At 60.3% G+C, this 16,051-nt stretch carries 15 protein-coding genes; 11 read left to right on the top strand and 4 right to left on the bottom strand.

The annotated features are described in order from the left end of the window. Positions 1–41: 41 nt before the first annotated feature. Positions 42–410, bottom strand: coding sequence for a hypothetical protein (locus ACM6J5_RS21715; RefSeq protein ID WP_095944025.1), 369 nt, complete (start codon positions 408–410; stop codon positions 42–44). Between the two features lie 225 nt (positions 411–635). On the opposite strand from ACM6J5_RS21715, the gene ACM6J5_RS21710 reads away from it, so the two are divergent. Further along, the gene (locus ACM6J5_RS21710; RefSeq protein ID WP_095944026.1) at positions 636–1,934 is read left to right on the top strand and encodes a serine/threonine protein kinase; all 1,299 of its coding nucleotides are present in this window, start codon (positions 636–638) and stop codon (positions 1,932–1,934) included. Next, positions 1,927–2,715 (top strand): VacJ family lipoprotein, encoded by a 789-nt coding sequence (locus ACM6J5_RS21705; protein ID WP_095944027.1) that lies wholly within the window; start codon positions 1,927–1,929, stop codon positions 2,713–2,715. Before ACM6J5_RS21710 ends, ACM6J5_RS21705 begins: the two co-directional genes overlap by 8 nt. Positions 2,716–2,842: 127 nt before the next feature. Here the strand turns inward: ACM6J5_RS21705 and ACM6J5_RS21700 are convergent, their stop codons facing one another. Further along, a complete protein-coding gene (locus ACM6J5_RS21700; RefSeq protein ID WP_414929317.1) occupies positions 2,843–3,757 on the bottom strand; it encodes a DUF808 domain-containing protein in 915 nt (304 codons plus the stop codon). 134 nt (positions 3,758–3,891) lie between these two features. Between ACM6J5_RS21700 and ACM6J5_RS21695 the strand changes: the two genes are divergently transcribed. Continuing rightward, positions 3,892–4,497, top strand: coding sequence for a TetR/AcrR family transcriptional regulator (locus ACM6J5_RS21695; RefSeq protein WP_008020589.1), 606 nt, complete (start codon positions 3,892–3,894; stop codon positions 4,495–4,497). Between the two features lie 112 nt (positions 4,498–4,609). Here the strand turns inward: ACM6J5_RS21695 and ACM6J5_RS21690 are convergent, their stop codons facing one another. Further along, the gene (locus ACM6J5_RS21690; protein ID WP_414929316.1) at positions 4,610–5,068 is read right to left on the bottom strand and encodes an REP-associated tyrosine transposase; all 459 of its coding nucleotides are present in this window, start codon (positions 5,066–5,068) and stop codon (positions 4,610–4,612) included. Positions 5,069–5,264: 196 nt separating this feature from the next. Continuing rightward, the gene (locus ACM6J5_RS21685) at positions 5,265–5,705 is read right to left on the bottom strand and encodes a GlcG/HbpS family heme-binding protein (protein WP_015096201.1); all 441 of its coding nucleotides are present in this window, start codon (positions 5,703–5,705) and stop codon (positions 5,265–5,267) included. A gap of 281 nt (positions 5,706–5,986) precedes the next feature. Between ACM6J5_RS21685 and gcl the strand changes: the two genes are divergently transcribed. The 8 genes from gcl to ACM6J5_RS21645 all read left to right on the top strand — a co-directional run bounded on the left by gcl (position 5,987) and on the right by ACM6J5_RS21645 (position 15,577). Then, positions 5,987–7,762: a glyoxylate carboligase gene (gcl, locus tag ACM6J5_RS21680; RefSeq protein WP_095944030.1), complete on the top strand. Its 1,776-nt coding sequence runs from the start codon at positions 5,987–5,989 to the stop codon at positions 7,760–7,762. A 143-nt stretch (positions 7,763–7,905) separates the two neighbouring features. After that, the gene (gene hyi, locus ACM6J5_RS21675) at positions 7,906–8,688 is read left to right on the top strand and encodes a hydroxypyruvate isomerase (RefSeq protein WP_414929315.1); all 783 of its coding nucleotides are present in this window, start codon (positions 7,906–7,908) and stop codon (positions 8,686–8,688) included. A 137-nt stretch (positions 8,689–8,825) separates the two neighbouring features. Next, positions 8,826–9,719 carry a 2-hydroxy-3-oxopropionate reductase gene (locus ACM6J5_RS21670; protein ID WP_095944032.1) on the top strand — a complete coding sequence of 298 codons (894 nt, stop codon included), beginning with the start codon at positions 8,826–8,828 and terminating at the stop codon, positions 9,717–9,719. A gap of 160 nt (positions 9,720–9,879) precedes the next feature. Continuing rightward, the gene (locus ACM6J5_RS21665; RefSeq protein ID WP_095944033.1) at positions 9,880–11,160 is read left to right on the top strand and encodes a glycerate kinase; all 1,281 of its coding nucleotides are present in this window, start codon (positions 9,880–9,882) and stop codon (positions 11,158–11,160) included. After that, positions 11,150–12,565, top strand: coding sequence for a pyruvate kinase (gene pyk / locus ACM6J5_RS21660; RefSeq protein WP_046037667.1), 1,416 nt, complete (start codon positions 11,150–11,152; stop codon positions 12,563–12,565). Before ACM6J5_RS21665 ends, pyk begins: the two co-directional genes overlap by 11 nt. A gap of 161 nt (positions 12,566–12,726) precedes the next feature. Continuing rightward, positions 12,727–13,641 carry an urea transporter gene (locus ACM6J5_RS21655; protein WP_414929314.1) on the top strand — a complete coding sequence of 305 codons (915 nt, stop codon included), beginning with the start codon at positions 12,727–12,729 and terminating at the stop codon, positions 13,639–13,641. A gap of 21 nt (positions 13,642–13,662) precedes the next feature. Beyond that, positions 13,663–14,487 (top strand): ion transporter, encoded by an 825-nt coding sequence (locus ACM6J5_RS21650; protein ID WP_414929313.1) that lies wholly within the window; start codon positions 13,663–13,665, stop codon positions 14,485–14,487. 91 nt (positions 14,488–14,578) lie between these two features. Next, entirely contained in the window at positions 14,579–15,577 is a 999-nt protein-coding gene (locus ACM6J5_RS21645; RefSeq protein WP_414929312.1) for a sulfate ABC transporter substrate-binding protein, read from the top strand. Positions 15,578–16,051: the final 474 nt, after the last annotated feature.

Genomic DNA, 16,051 nt, shown 5'->3' with positions numbered 1-16,051 from the left:
CTGAAGATCTACTGTGGGAGCCTGCTCGCGATGACGGACTATCAGGCGCTACGAGACTTCCTGACCAACCGCAACCCCGCAATCACCACCGCAAACACCGCCAGCGTCGTGTTGTACAAAGCCAGCGCCGGAAAACCGAACACCAGCGCCAGCACCGCGAGCCACCAGCCTGCCCTCCCTGGCACGACAAAGCCGATGATCGCCGCGCCCAGTGCAGACCAACCCAGCACCCCGAAATGAATCATCAGCCCCAGGTTCGAACGCACCTGGCATTCCCAACGACTCGCTTCATCCGCGCAAATGCCGACCCACTGCGCATCCTCCATGAAGCCATAACGCGCGCCATAACTGGCGGCCAGCCATACAGGCAGCAAAACAAGCAGCAGGATCACGGGCAGGCGGCGGGACATGTAACACTCCAATTGGCGAAAAACGGCGGCCAGCTTAATCGCACAAGAGCGTTTCGCAAGCGATAACAACTGTTAACTGGTCATTCAATCGCTGCAAAGTGTATCGTCCAGCTACTATTACTTCGAAATAAAGCCTGTTTGGTGCCGAGGCTTGGCACTTTGGCGCAAATCCGGTGGTCATAGCCTGCGAAATTCATTTGGCACCTTCTTCTAAGGGATTTAGTCATGCTCCGTTCCTTGCGCTTCGCTGCCCTGTTTGGCGGCCTTATATTGAGTGCGTCCGCACTGGCGGTCGACATTGACGCCGCCAGTTACGGCTACCCCCTGACCAATCCGTTCGAGGCGACCATCGCGACCACGCCGCCGGACCTGCGTCCGGAGTTACCCCTGGACGACGATATCGATCAGGAAGTGCGCAGCGTCACCTTGCGTCCGGAACGGGCGTTCGAATTGCCGGACAATTTCTGGGCGGTCAAGAAACTCGACTACCGCATTGCCACACAGGATCACGCCGCACCGCTGATTTTCCTGATCGCCGGCACCGGTGCGCGCTATGACAGCACCCTGAACGAATACCTGAAGAAGCTCTACTACAAAGCCGGCTACCACGTGGTGCAGTTGTCATCGCCCACCAGCTACGACTTCATGAGTGCCGCATCACGCTTCGCCACCCCGGGTGTTTCCAAGGAAGACGCCGAAGACCTGTACCGGGTAATGCAGGCCGTACGGGCACAGAACCCGAAAATGCCGGTCACCGATTACTACCTGACCGGGTACAGCCTGGGTGCACTGGATGCCGCTTTCGTCTCGCACCTGGACGAAACCCGCCGCAGCTTCAACTTCAAGAAAGTCCTGCTGCTCAACCCGCCGGTCAACCTCTACACCTCGATCACCAACCTCGACAAGCTGGTCCAGACCGAGGTCAAGGGCATCAACACCAGCACCACATTCTATGAGCTGGTACTGGACAAGCTGACCCGCTACTTCCAGCAGAAGGGCTACATCGACCTCAATGACGCCCTGCTCTACGACTTCCAGCAGTCCAAGCAGCACCTGAGCAACGAGCAGATGGCCATGCTGATCGGCACCTCGTTCCGCTTTTCGGCGGCCGACATTGCCTTCACTTCGGACCTGGTCAACCGTCGCGGCCTGATCACCCCACCCAAGTTCCCAATCACCGAGGGCACCAGCCTCACGCCATTCCTCAAGCGTGCGCTGCAATGCGACTTCGACTGCTACATCACCGAGCAAGTGATCCCGATGTGGCGCGCCCGCACCGACGGCGGCAGCCTGCTGCAACTGATTGACCAGGTGAGCCTGTATGCGCTGAAGGACTATCTGCACGAAAGCCCGAAAATCGCCGTCATGCACAACGCCGACGACGTGATCCTCGGACCTGGTGACCTGGGTTTCCTGCGCCGGACCTTCGGCGATCGCCTGACCGTTTACCCGCTGGGCGGCCATTGCGGCAACATTAACTACCGCGTCAACAGCGACGCCATGCTGGAGTTCTTCCGTGGCTAAATACCTCCTGCTTTTGGCAGCGTTACTCTGTGCAGGCGTCGCCAATGCCGACAACAGCAAAGCCAATGCCCCCGTGGTCGTCGACAGCGATGGCTTCAAGGAGCCGCTGAGCAAACTCAAATTCAACCCGGGCCTGGATCAGCGCGAGTTCGAGCGTTCGACGCTCAATGCGCTGGCCGTCTACGATCCGCTGGAGGAGTGGAACCGGCGCGTCTATCACTTCAACTACCGCTTCGACCAATGGGTGTTCCTGCCGGTGGTCAATGGTTACCGCTACGTCACCCCGAGCTTCCTGCGTACCGGTGTCAGCAACTTCTTCAACAACCTCGGCGATGTGCCGAACCTGATGAACAGCCTGCTGCAGCTCAAGGGTCAGCGCTCCCTGGAAACCACTGGGCGACTGCTGCTCAACACCACCATCGGCATCGCCGGCCTGTGGGACCCGGCCACCGCCATGGGTCTGCCGCGCCAGAGCGAAGACTTCGGCCAGACTTTAGGCTTCTACGGTGTGCCGGGCGGCGCTTATTTCGTCCTGCCGATCCTCGGTCCGTCGAATCTGCGTGATACCGGTGGCCTGCTGGTGGACTACTCGGCCGAGAATGCGATCAACTTCCTCAACGTGGCCGAAGTCAGCTCCAACCATCCGGAAATCTTGATCCTGCGCGCCATCGACAAGCGCCACCAGACCAGCTTCCGCTATGGCCAGATGAACTCGCCATTCGAATACGAGAAAGTGCGCTACGTGTACACCGAAGCGCGCAAGTTGCAGGTCGCCGAGTAAATCAGACGATCGCAAATAACTGTAGGAGCGAGCTTGCTCGCGATGAGGTCGTGTCAGTCACCAACGAGGTTGTCTGACACTCCGTCATCGCGAGCAGGCTCGCTCCTACATTTGCTTTGTGTTGCCTTCAGCCCTTCATGGCTTTCCAGATCTTGCTGACGGCCATCACGCCAACCAATACCACCGCCCCCGCGATAATCCCCGCCACGCCATTGAGCAACACCGGCACGATAAACCCGCCACTTCCCGCCGCTGCGCCGACACTTTCGATCCAGTGATGCACCACCGGCACACCGTGCGTGAGGATCCCGCCGCCCACCAGGAACATCGCCGCCGTACCAATCACCGACAGGCTTTTCATCATGTACGGTGCCGCGCGCAGAATCCCGCCGCCAATGCTTTTCGCCATCTGCCCGGGCTTCTGGGTCAACCACAGGCCCAGATCGTCGAGCTTGACGATACCCGCTACCAAGCCATAAACGCCGACAGTCATGACAATGGCAATGCCCGACAACACAATGATCTGCTGAGTCAATGGCGCGCCGGCCACAGTACCGAGGGTGATGGCGATGATTTCCGCCGAAAGAATGAAATCGGTGCGGATAGCGCCTTTGATCTTGTCCTTCTCGAACGCCACCAGGTCGATGGCAGGATCGGCCACCGCCTCGACCAACTGCGCATGCTCGGCGACATCTTCAGCCTTGCTGTGCAGAAACTTGTGGGCGAGCTTCTCAAAACCTTCGAAACACAGATAGGCACCGCCGACCATCAACAACGGCGTGACCAGCCACGGAATGAATGCACTGATCGCCAATGCCGACGGCACCAGGATCAGTTTATTGATGAACGACCCCTTGGCGACCGCCCAGACCACCGGAATTTCCCGTTCGGCACGCACGCCGCTGACTTGCTGGGCATTGAGTGCCAGATCGTCACCGAGTACACCGGCCGTTTTCTTGGCGGCCATTTGGGTCATCAAAGACACGTCGTCCAGCACGGTCGCGATATCGTCGATCAGTACCAGCAAACTGCTTCCTGCCATGAATCGGGTTTCCTTCTGCAATGAATGCGCAGCAGCATAGCGCGACATAAGAGCCTGCGGTGCATTCTTGAGCGCCGCGCGAGGCCGGTGATACCATGCGCAACCGCCAGAACAGGCAAGGAATCACCCGGTTTATGAGCACTATCCGCGAGCGCAACAAACAACTGATCCTGCGTGCCGCCAGTGAGGAATTCGCCGACAAAGGCTTCGCTGCGACCAAAACCAGCGACATCGCAGCCAAGGCGGGATTGCCCAAGCCCAACGTCTACTACTACTTCAAGTCCAAGGAAAACCTCTACCGCGAGGTTCTGGAAAGTATCATCGAGCCCATCCTGCAGGCTTCGACACCATTCAATCCGGACGGCGAACCCGGTGAAGTACTCAGCGGCTACATTCGCTCGAAAATCCGCATCTCCCGTGACCTGCCATTCGCCTCCAAGGTGTTCGCCAGCGAAATCATGCACGGCGCCCCCCACCTGAGCAGCGATCTGGTCGAACAGCTCAATGGCCAGGCCAAACACAACATCGAGTGCATCCAGACCTGGATCGACCGCGGGCAAATCGCCCCCATCGACCCCAACCACTTGATGTTCAGCATCTGGGCCGCGACCCAGACCTACGCCGACTTCGACTGGCAAATCACCGCCATCACCGGCAAGGCCAGGCTGGATGAAGAAGATTATGAAGCGGCGGCACAGACAATTATCCGGTTGGTGCTCAAGGGGTGTGAGCCGGATTGATGGACAGCGGTGCTACCAATCGCGAGCGGGCTCACTCCTACATTGGATCCATGGGCACACAATTCCTCTGTGGGAGCCAGCCTGCTGGCGATGAAGACAACTCGACTTCAGCTCAAACCCAAATGGCATCCCACAGCGGGTAGTCGCCCAGCTTTTTAACCAATCCGGCTCGCAACGGGTTGGCCACAACATATCGAGCCACCTTTACCAGATCTTCCTCTCGACGCAGTGCCCGGTCATGAAAGCCTTTCTGCCAGAGAGGGATCTTGTGGCCGGTGGACTGATTTACGGCTTTGGTACTCAACGATTTGGTTTTTTGCATCAAATCCCCCAACGATCCCTGCTGTAACTCGACCAGCCAATGGAAATGGTCGGGCATCACGACCCAGGCCAATGAATTCGCCATGCCTTGATGCTGCGCATTTCTAAATTGATCCACGACCAAACGACCAAGTGCAAAATTCCTGAATATCGGATTTCGTCCAAACGTGTTGGTGGTCAGTAGGTAAATTCGGTTGGTTTCAGCATAGCGACCGCGTCGTAAGCGATGCGAAGCAGGTGAATCAAGCATTCCTTTGCCGCTCCCATGAATTGATCATGAGCAGGCTAGTTCGGCCGACTTGATTGAGATGGACAGACTGTTGGCAGGATGTGTCTGGGAGGAAGCAATCGCTAGCAGGCTAGCTCCCACATTAGATCTATGTCGTACACAAATCCCCTGTGGGAGCCAGCCTGCTGGCGATGGCTATAGATCAATCAATACAAAATCAAGCCGCCACCCCCGCATCCGCCACCAACCCCAACGCCTCGATCGCATTGATCGCGCACTGCTCGTCGACATCCGACAGATCGCCGCTGATCCCCACCGCCCCCAGCACGTTCCCGTCCTGATCGCGAACCAGCACACCACCCGGTGCCGGCACAACGCTGCCCTGCCCCAGGCTGTTCAACGCGGCGATAAACGCCGGGCGTTGCTGGGCGTCCAGCGCCAGCAGGCGTGAACCCTTGCCCAGCGCGATGGCGCCCCAGGCTTTGCCGATGGCGACGTGCGGGCGCAGCAGGCTGGCGCCGTCCTCGCGTTGCAGGGTGATCAGATGCCCGCCGGCATCCAGTACTGCGATGGTCAAGGGTGCCGCAGCGATTGCCCGCCCTGCGGTGATGGCCTCGTTGACCAGGTTGACTGCGACTTTCAAGGTTAAAGCGCTCATGGTGCCGTCCTCATTTTGTTTTTCGGAAAGTCGGTGGGCTGCGGCACAAGTGCGAGACGTTGTGCCGCAGCCCGATGCAACAAATAGAACACAATGAATTATTTTTTTGTATACAATAATTCTCGAAAGGCGCCACATGCGACGAAAAGCCACAGCAGAACGGGCTTCCGACGAATGAAACAAGCGCTTGAGAAAATGGATTGACCTGCGCCGTCCGCCGTGAATACACTCTGCGCAAAGCCACTTGTATACAATTACAAAACGTAAAGAGGCACAAAACCATGAGCAAAATGAGAGCAATCGAAGCCGCCGTTCTGGTGATGCGCCGTGAAGGGGTCGATACCGCTTTCGGCATCCCGGGTGCCGCCATCAACCCGCTGTACTCCGCCCTGCAAAAGGTCGGCGGCATCGATCACGTACTCGCTCGCCACGTTGAAGGCGCCTCGCACATGGCCGAGGGCTACACCCGCACCAAGGCCGGCAACATCGGCGTGTGCATCGGCACTTCCGGCCCTGCCGGCACCGACATGGTCACCGGGCTCTACAGCGCCTCGGCCGACTCGATTCCAATCCTCTGCATTACCGGTCAGGCACCCCGCGCCCGTATGCACAAGGAAGACTTCCAGGCCGTCGATATCACCACCATCGTCAAGCCAGTCACCAAGTGGTCGACCACCGTCATGGAACCGGGCCAGGTGCCTTATGCGTTCCAGAAGGCTTTCTATGAAATGCGCTCCGGCCGTCCAGGCCCGGTGCTGATCGACCTGCCGTTCGACGTGCAGATGGCCGAAATCGAATTCGACATCGATGCTTACCAGCCGCTGCCATTGGCCAAGCCGAGCGCTACCCGCGTCCAGGTTGAAAAAGCCTTGGCCATGCTGGACCAGGCCGAGCGTCCATTGCTGGTGGCCGGTGGCGGCATCATCAACGCCGACGCCGCCGACCTGCTGGTGGAGTTCGCTGAGCTGACCGGCATCCCGGTCATCCCGACCCTGATGGGCTGGGGCACGATCCCGGACGATCACCCGCTGATGGTCGGCATGGTTGGTCTGCAGACTTCGCACCGCTACGGCAACGCAACCATGCTCAAGTCCGACGTGGTTCTGGGCGTGGGTAACCGTTGGGCTAACCGTCACACCGGTTCCGTCGACGTCTACACCGAAGGCCGCAAGTTCATTCACGTTGACATCGAACCGACCCAGATCGGCCGCGTATTCACCCCGGACCTGGGCATCGTTTCCGACGCCGCTGCCGCGCTGACCGTGTTCATCGAAGTCGCTCGCGAATGGCAAGCCGCCGGCAAGCTGAAGAACCGCAGCGCCTGGCTGCAAGACTGCCAGCAGCGCAAAGCCAGCCTGCAGCGCAAGACTCACTTCGACAACGTACCGGTCAAGCCGCAACGCGTGTACGAAGAAATGAACCAGGTGTTCGGCAAAGACACCTGCTACGTCAGCACCATCGGTCTGTCGCAGATTGCCGGCGCGCAGTTCCTGCACGTCTACAAGCCGCGCCACTGGATCAACTGCGGCCAGGCTGGCCCGTTGGGCTGGACCATTCCGGCAGCGCTGGGCGTGGTCAAGGCTGATCCGAACCGTAAAGTCGTGGCCCTGTCGGGGGACTATGACTTCCAGTTCATGATCGAGGAGTTGGCGGTGGGCGCGCAGTTCAAGCTGCCGTACATCCACGTCGTGGTGAACAACTCGTACCTGGGTCTGATCCGTCAGGCGCAGCGCGGTTTCGACATGGACTACTGCGTGCAGCTGTCCTTCGACAACCTGAACGCGCCGGAACTCAACGGCTACGGTGTGGACCACGTCGCCGTTGCCGAAGGCCTCGGCTGCAAGGCACTGCGTGTATTCGAACCGTCCCAGATCCAGCCTGCCCTGCGCAAGGCCCAGGAGCTGATCGAAGAGTTCAAGGTTCCAGTGATCGTCGAGATCATCCTGGAGCGCGTGACCAACATTTCCATGGGTACCGAGATCAACGCTGTCAACGAATTCGAAGACCTGGCACTGGTTGGCGACGACGCACCGACTGCGATCTCGTTGCTTGATTGATTAACAGCTGATCGCTCTCCCTGTAGGAGCGAGCCTGCTCGCGATGAGGCCGGCACATTCAACATCAATGTTGACTGACATTACGCTATCGCGAGCAGGCTCACTCCTACAGGGGGGCACTCACACATTTACAGGAGACCACCATGCCGCGTTTCGCAGCCAACCTGTCCATGCTGTTCACCGAACAGGACTTTCTTGCCCGTTTCGAAGCGGCCGCCAAGGCCGGCTTCACTGGTGTCGAATACCTGTTCCCGTACGACTTCAGCTCCGCCGAAATCAAGGCCAAGCTCGACGCCCACGGTCTGACCCAAGTGCTGTTCAACCTGCCGGCCGGTGACTGGGCCAAGGGCGAGCGCGGTATCGCGTGTCTGCCGGACCGGGTCGAAGAGTTCCGTGCCGGTGTCGATCTGGCCATCGCTTACGCGCAAGTGCTGGGCAACACCCAGGTCAACTGCCTGGCCGGTATTCGTCCGCAGGGGTTTGACGATGCCACCGTGGAGAAAACCTTCGTCGCCAACCTCAAGTACGCGGCCGACAAGCTGCAAGCGGCGGGTATCAAGCTGGTGATGGAGGCGATCAACACCCGTGACATCCCAGGCTTCTACCTGAATAACACGGCGCAAGCCCTGTCGATTCGGGAGCAGGTCGGCAGCGCCAACCTGTTCCTGCAATACGACATCTACCACATGCAAATCATGGAAGGCGATCTGGCCCGCACCCTGCAATCGCACCTGGGCGAGATCAACCATGTGCAACTCGCGGACAACCCGGGGCGCAACGAACCTGGTACCGGTGAAATCAACTACCGCTTCCTGTTCGAACACCTGGACCGCATTGGTTACCAAGGCTGGGTCGGTTGCGAATACAAGCCGCTGACCACCACTGAAGCGGGCCTGGGCTGGTTGAAAACCCATAACGCGATCTAATACATATCCCTGTAGGAGCGAGCCTGCTCGCGAAGAACGATCAGGCGCCGCGTTTACTCAGGCAGCACGCGTTTTCGTTGAGTTTTTTCGCGAGCAGGCTCGCTCCTACAGAAAGCACAAAACAAGAGGATTTTCTCATGGCTAAAATCGGATTTATCGGCACCGGCATCATGGGCCACCCAATGGCGGCGAACCTGCAGAAAGCCGGTCACAGCCTGTTCCTGTCGGCCCACCACGACCCTGCGCCCGCCGACCTGATCGCCGCTGGCGCCGTTGCCTTGGCGAACCCGAAAGAAGTCGCCCAGGAAGCCGAGTTCATCATCGTCATGGTGCCCGATACCCCGCAGGTCGATGACGTGCTGTTCCGTGCCGACGGCATCGCTGCAGGCGTGAGCAAAGGCAAAGTCGTCATCGACATGAGCTCGATCTCGCCGACCGCCACCAAGGCTTTCGCGGCCAGGATCAACGAAAAAGGCGCGCAATACCTCGACGCCCCGGTATCCGGCGGTGAAGTCGGCGCCAAGGCTGCGACCCTGAGCATCATGGTCGGCGGTGATGCCGACGCCTTCGAACGTGCCCTGCCGCTGTTCCAGGCCATGGGCAAGAACATCACCCTGGTCGGTGGCAACGGCGACGGTCAAACCGCCAAGGTGGCCAACCAGATCATCGTGGCCCTGAACATCCAGGCCGTGGCCGAAGCCCTGCTGTTCGCTTCGAAGAACGGTGCCGATCCAGCCAAGGTGCGTGAAGCACTGATGGGCGGTTTCGCGTCCTCGAAGATCCTCGAAGTGCACGGCGAGCGCATGATCAAAGGCACCTTCGATCCAGGCTTCCGCATCAGCCTGCACCAGAAGGACCTGAACCTGGCCCTGCAAGGCGCCAGGGAGCTGAACATCAACCTGCCGAACACCGCCAACACCCAGCAAGTGTTCAGCACCTGCGCGGCCATCGGTGGCAGCAACTGGGATCACTCGGCGCTGATCAAGGGCCTGGAACACATGGCGAACTTCTCGATTCGCGACAAGAAGTAAGCCCCTGCCCCACACCGCTTCAAACCTGTAGGAGTGAGCCTGCTCGCGATGAAATCACCGCGGTGTACCTGATACACCGCAGTGCCTGGATCGCGAGCAGGCTCACTCCTACAGGGATCAGAGTTGCCCTTTCGAATAACAAGAATTCCGGGAGCCCGCCATGTCGGTCGATCCGCAACAATTGCTGCGCGAGCTGTTTGCCACAGCCATCGACGCGGCGCATCCGCAACAAGTCCTCGAAGCCCATCTGCCTGCCGACCGCAGCGGTCGCGTGATCGTCATTGGCGCCGGCAAAGCCGCAGCCGCCATGGCCCAGGTGGTCGAGCGCTGCTGGCAGGGTGAAGTCACAGGCCTGGTAGTGACCCGCTACGGTCACGGCGCACCTTGCGAAAAAATCGAAGTGGTCGAAGCCGCACATCCGGTACCGGACGCTGCGGGTCTGGCCGTGGCCAAGCGTGTGCTGGAACTGGTCAGCGACCTGAACGAAAACGACCGCGTGATTTTCCTGCTCTCCGGCGGTGGTTCTGCCCTGCTGGCACTGCCGGCGGTCGGCATCACCCTGGCCGACAAGCAGTCGATCAACAAAGCCCTGCTCAAGTCCGGCGCGACCATCGGCGAGATGAACTGCGTGCGCAAGCACCTCTCGGCGATCAAGGGTGGCCGCCTGGGCAAAGCCTGCTGGCCTGCCACGGTCTACACCTATGCGATTTCCGATGTGCCGGGCGACCTCGCCACGGTCATCGCCTCCGGCCCTACCGTGGCCGACCCGAGCACCTCGGCCGAAGCGCTGGCGATCCTCAAACGCTACGCCATCGAGGTTCCGGCTTCGGTGCGCACCTGGCTGCAAAGCCCCGAGTCGGAAACCGTCAAACCCGGCGACCCGAGCCTGGCACGCAGTCATTTCCAGTTGATCGCCCGCCCGCAGCAATCCCTTGAAGCAGCGGCGGTGAAATGCCGTCAGGCCGGGTTCAGTCCGCTGATCCTTGGTGACCTGGAAGGCGAATCCCGCGAGGTGGCGAAAGTCCACGCCGGCATCGCACGGCAGATCGTCCTGCACGGTCAGCCGCTGGCGGCGCCCTGCGTGATTCTCTCCGGCGGCGAAACCACCGTCACCGTGCGCGGCAATGGCCGTGGCGGGCGCAATGCCGAGTTCCTGCTGAGCCTGACCGACAACCTCAAGGGTCTGCCGGGCGTCTACGCGCTGGCCGGCGACACAGACGGCATCGACGGTTCCGAGGACAACGCCGGCGCGATCATGACCCCGGACAGCTACGCCCGCGCCGCCGCCCTGGGCCTGAGCGCCGGCGACGAGTTGGACAACAACAATGGTTACGGCTACTTCGAGGCGCTCGACGCCCTGATCGTCACCGAGCCGACCCGTACCAACGTCAACGACTTCCGCGCCATTCTGATCCTTGAGAGCACTAAACATGACGCCTGATAAAAAGGTCAAAATCCTCGCCACGCTCGGCCCGGCCACCGACGGCATCGACGCCATCCGTGAGCTGGTGCTGGCCGGGGTCAACATCTTCCGCTTGAACTTCAGCCATGGCGATCACGCCGACCACGCCCAGCGTTTTCAGTGGATCCGTGAAGTCGAGCGCCAGTTGAATTATCCATTGGGCATTCTGATGGACCTGCAAGGCCCGAAACTGCGGGTCGGCAAGTTCGCCGAAGGCAAGGTGCAACTGGTGCGCGGTCAGGCCCTGCGCCTGGACCTCGATGCCACGCCGGGCGATGAGCGCCGGGTCAACCTGCCCCACCCGGAAATCATCGCCGCCCTGGAGCCAGGCATGGACCTGCTGCTGGACGATGGCAAGCTGCGCCTGCGGGTCGTGACCAAGTACGCCGATGCCATCGACACCACCGTGCTCAATGGCGGCGAACTGTCGGACCGCAAGGGCGTGAACGTGCCGCAAGCGGTGCTCGACCTGAGCCCGCTGACCGCCAAGGATCGCCGCGACCTGACCTTCGGTCTGGAGCTGGGTGTGGACTGGGTGGCGCTGTCGTTCGTGCAACGCCCCGATGACATCCGCGAAGCCCGCACCCTGATCGGCGACAAGGCGTTCCTGATGGCCAAGATCGAGAAGCCCTCGGCCGTCGAACAACTGCGCGAGATCGCCGAATTGAGCGACGCGATCATGGTCGCCCGTGGTGACCTGGGCGTGGAAGTGCCGGCCGAAAGCGTGCCGCAGATCCAGAAGAACATCATCAGCACCTGCCGCCAGCTCGGCAAACCGGTGGTGGTGGCGACGCAGATGCTGGAGTCGATGCGCTTCTCACCGGCGCCAACCCGCGCCGAGGTCACCGATGTGGCCAATGCCGTGGCCGAAGGTGCGGACGCGGTGATGCTGTCGGCGGAAACCGCCTCCGGCGAATACCCGCTCGAAGCCGTGCAGATGATGAGCAAGATCATCCGCCAGGTGGAAAACGGTCCGGACTATCAGACTCAACTCGACGTCAGCCGACCGAAAGCCGAGGCGACTGTTTCCGACGCGATCAGCTGCGCCATTCGCCGCATCAGCAACGTGCTGCCGGTGGCGGTGCTGGTGAACTACAGCGAATCTGGCGCATCGAGCCTGCGCGCGGCGCGGGAGCGGCCGACGGTGCCGATCCTCAACCTGACACCGAACCTGCAAACCGCCCGTCGCCTGAGCGTGGCGTGGGGGGTGCACTCGGTGGTCAACGACCGCCTGCGTCAGGTCGATGAAGTCTGCTCCACGGCGCTAGAGATCGCCCAGGCACAAGGCATGGCTCAGCGCGGCGACACGCTGTTGATCACCGCCGGTGTGCCCTTTGGGCAGCCGGGGTCGACTAACTCTTTGCGTATCGAGACATTGATCTAGCGCCTGTACCGGCCTCATCGCGAGCAGGCTGGCTCCCACTTTGGTTTTGTGTCGATCACGCAATCAAGACTGAACAGAGATTCAGTGTGGGAGCCAGCCTGCTGGCGATCAGCCGGGGTCGCGCTCGACCAACTCGGTTTCACTGACCTTTCAGAACTGCCATGCCTGCCAACCATTTCAACACCCACTGCCCCGATTGGGCCGAAGCCTTGCTCAATGGCTTCAGCCAGATCTTTCTCCAGCGCAATCCGTTGTGCGGCCTGCTGTGCGTCCTGGCCATCCTGTTCACCGCGCCCGCCCTGCTCGGCGGCGCCTTGCTCGGTGGTGTCGCCGGGCTGCTCACCGCGCAACGCCGCAACTATGCCAAGGCTGATCGTCAGGCCGGGTTGTTCAGCTACAACGGCGTGCTGCTCGGACTGTTACTGAGCCTGTATTTCCCCTGGTCGGCGATGATGCCGCCACTGATTCTGGCCGCCGGAGGCCTGAGCGCGATGGTCACCCAGCAGTGGCTCAAGCGCGTCCGGTTCAGCCAATGCCTGCCGGCCTACACCGCGCCCTTCGTCGGACTGGGCTGGCTGCTGCTGTGCTTCGCCACGCCCTCGACTGAGCCGCACTTGATCGAAGTCAGCACCCTGAACACGCTCGTCGCCCCCCTCAAAGGCATTGGTCAGGTGATGTTCCTCGGTCATCCGCTGGCCGGTGCGATGATTGCCGCCGGTTTGCTGATCGCTGATCGCCGCGCCTTCTGCTGGGCGTTACTGGCGTCTGTCGCGGGCATGGGCTGGAGCCTGTTGCACCACGACTTCTATACCGCACTGCTCGGCCTCGGTGGCTATAACGCCGTGCTGGCCGCCCTCGCCTTCAGCTCGCAGCGTCGCCACCCGTGGCTGCCACTGGTTGGCATCGGCCTGGCGCTGTTGCTGACTCCCGTGTTTGCCGCCATCGGTCTGCCCACGCTGACCGCGCCGTTCATTCTTGCCGGCTGGCTGATCCGCTGCGTTATTCAAATGCTCGGCAAGGCCACCGTCGAAAGCGCGCCTTGCGCTCCCGGGGAGAATCAACCTAGGCTGCGCTGATTTGCGGCCAAGGCGATGTACATGAACAGCAACGACACGTGGCGTAATCGCCTGTACGTGATTATTTTTCAGACCGACACCGTTGCCGGTCGACGCTTCGACTCCACCTTGCTGCTGATCATCCTCGCCAGCCTGGTGGTGGTGATCCTGGACAGCATCGATGACGTCCACCAGAACTACGCCAGCCTGCTGGCGTACATCGAGTGGGGCTTCACGGTGATCTTCCTCGGCGAGTACATCCTGCGCCTGTACTGCTCGCCCAAGCCCCTGCGCTATGCCTTCAGTTTCTATGGGCTGGTGGACCTGCTGGCCATCGTGCCCGGCATCCTCGCGCTGTACTACAGCGATGCCCAGTACCTGCTGATCATCCGGGTAATCCGGATGCTGCGGATCTTCCGCGTGCTCAAGCTCGGCCCGTACCTCAAGCAAGCCCATTACCTGCTCGATGCCTTGCGCGGCAGCAAGCAGAAAATCCTCGTGTTCCTGCTCAGCGTCTGCACCCTGGTCATCGTGTTCGGCACCCTGATGTATGTGGTCGAAGGCCCGCAACATGGCTTCACCAGCATTCCCAAGGGCATTTACTGGGCTATCGTCACTCTCACCACCGTCGGTTACGGCGACATCGTGCCCAAGACCGCACTGGGCCAGGTCATCTCGTCGATGGTGATGATCACCGGTTACTCGATCATCGCCGTGCCCACCGGGATTTTCACCGCCGAACTGGCCACAGCCATGCGTGGCGGCCAGTTGCATCGCGACTGCCCGGTGTGTGCCAAGGACAGCCATGAACCGGAGGCGTCGTTCTGCTCCCGTTGTGGCAATGCATTGTTCAAAAAACTGGAATAAGCAAAGAGCTTTTTAATCTTTAAGGGACTAAACGAGCCCAGTTATAGTCGCTGGCAAATTGCCCCACTTTTAATAGAACAAGGAATTCGCAGTGAAAAAACTCTTTGGCGCCTCGCTTCTCGCCGCTGGCCTGGCCCTGGGCAACATCGCCCAGGCCGCACCGACCCTGCTCAACGTTTCCTACGACGTGATGCGAGATTTCTACAAGGACTACAACACTGCGTTCCAGAAACACTGGCAAGCCGAACATAACGAAAACATCGTCCTGCAGATGTCCTTTGGCGGCTCCAGCAAACAGGCACGTTCGGTCATCGACGGCCTGCCGGCCGATGTCATCACCATGAACATGGCCACCGACATCAACGCCCTGGCGGACAACGGCAAACTGGTTCCGGACAACTGGGTCACGCGCCTGCCCAACAACAGCGCGCCGTTCACCTCCGCCACCGTGTTCATCGTGCGCAAGGGCAACCCGAAAGCCCTGAAAGACTGGCCGGACCTGCTCAAGGACGGCGTTCAAGTCATCGTCCCGAACCCGAAAACCTCCGGTAACGGTCGCTACACCTACCTCTCGGCCTGGGGCTACGTGTTGAAAAACGGCGGCAACGAGAACAAGGCCAAAGACTTCGTCGGCAAACTGTTCAAGCAAGCGCCGGTACTCGACACCGGCGGCCGTGCCGCCACCACCACCTTCATGACCAACCAGATCGGCGACGTGCTGGTGACCTTCGAAAACGAAGCGGAAATGATTGCCCGCGAGTTCGGCCGTGATCAGTTCGAAGTCATCTACCCAAGCGTTTCCGCCGAAGCCGAGCCACCGGTGTCGGTGGTCGACAAGACCGTCGACAAGAAAGGCACCCGCGCGGCGGCCGAGGAATACCTGAAGTACCTGTGGTCGCCGCAAGGCCAGGAAATTGCCGCGGCGAACTACCTGCGTCCGCGTGACCCGGCTGTGCTGGCCAAGTACACCGACCGTTTCCCGAAAGTGGACTTCCTGTCCGTCGAGAAAACCTTCGGCGACTGGCGCACCGTGCAGAAGACCCACTTCAATGATGGCGGGGTTTTCGACCAGATTTACAGCGGTCAGTAATCGCGCAGCCACAAAAAAGGCGACTTGGAGAGGTCGCCTTCTTTATGGGTACAACACCCACCTACTGTAGGAGCGAACCTGCTCGCGAAAAAACCAGGAACGCCGCTGGACATCTGGTTTTACACGTTATCGTTCACGATTTTCGCGAGCAGGCTCGCTCCTACAGGTGCTTTTGCGCCATTTCAGTTCAGGTTGCCGCAGAAAACATCGGCTGGGCTTTCACGCACCACCAAGGCATAACCTCCGGCTCGAAGGGGCTGCCGGGGCCCTGCGGGTTTTTCTTCGGATGGCCGGTTGCCACGTGCTGACTCCAGCGGCGGAACTTCACACTCATGGCGTGGCCCTTCGCGGACGAGATGTGGAGTGAGAACATAAGCACGCTATCGAACAAGTTGTACGTGAATGTATCATTGACCCTCGATGTTCTGACGCAAGGCCATTCGGCGGACGATAAATGCGTTCGTCAGTCATTCC

Origin of the sequence: Pseudomonas sp. IT-P74 (assembly GCF_949768175.1) — a bacterium.
In the GTDB taxonomy this organism is placed as follows: domain Bacteria; phylum Pseudomonadota; class Gammaproteobacteria; order Pseudomonadales; family Pseudomonadaceae; genus Aquipseudomonas.
The sequence above is the reverse complement of the archived record's forward strand: the minus strand, read 5'-3'. Positions and strand labels throughout refer to the sequence as shown.

Bases quoted from the DNA above. Each gene is read 5' to 3' on its own strand.
- ACM6J5_RS21715 (WP_095944025.1), bottom strand. From the start codon at position 410: ATGTCCCGCCGCCTGCCCGTGATCCTGCTGCTTGTTTTGCTGCCTGTA.
- ACM6J5_RS21710 (WP_095944026.1), top strand. From the start codon at position 636: ATGCTCCGTTCCTTGCGCTTCGCTGCCCTGTTTGGCGGCCTTATATTG.
- ACM6J5_RS21700 (WP_414929317.1), bottom strand. From the start codon at position 3,757: ATGGCAGGAAGCAGTTTGCTGGTACTGATCGACGATATCGCGACCGTG.
- ACM6J5_RS21695 (WP_008020589.1), top strand. From the start codon at position 3,892: ATGAGCACTATCCGCGAGCGCAACAAACAACTGATCCTGCGTGCCGCC.
- ACM6J5_RS21690 (WP_414929316.1), bottom strand. From the start codon at position 5,068: ATGCTTGATTCACCTGCTTCGCATCGCTTACGACGCGGTCGCTATGCT.
- ACM6J5_RS21685 (WP_015096201.1), bottom strand. From the start codon at position 5,705: ATGAGCGCTTTAACCTTGAAAGTCGCAGTCAACCTGGTCAACGAGGCC.
- gcl (WP_095944030.1), top strand. From the start codon at position 5,987: ATGAGCAAAATGAGAGCAATCGAAGCCGCCGTTCTGGTGATGCGCCGT.
- hyi (WP_414929315.1), top strand. From the start codon at position 7,906: ATGCCGCGTTTCGCAGCCAACCTGTCCATGCTGTTCACCGAACAGGAC.
- ACM6J5_RS21670 (WP_095944032.1), top strand. From the start codon at position 8,826: ATGGCTAAAATCGGATTTATCGGCACCGGCATCATGGGCCACCCAATG.
- ACM6J5_RS21665 (WP_095944033.1), top strand. From the start codon at position 9,880: ATGTCGGTCGATCCGCAACAATTGCTGCGCGAGCTGTTTGCCACAGCC.
- pyk (WP_046037667.1), top strand. From the start codon at position 11,150: ATGACGCCTGATAAAAAGGTCAAAATCCTCGCCACGCTCGGCCCGGCC.
- ACM6J5_RS21655 (WP_414929314.1), top strand. From the start codon at position 12,727: ATGCCTGCCAACCATTTCAACACCCACTGCCCCGATTGGGCCGAAGCC.
- ACM6J5_RS21650 (WP_414929313.1), top strand. From the start codon at position 13,663: ATGAACAGCAACGACACGTGGCGTAATCGCCTGTACGTGATTATTTTT.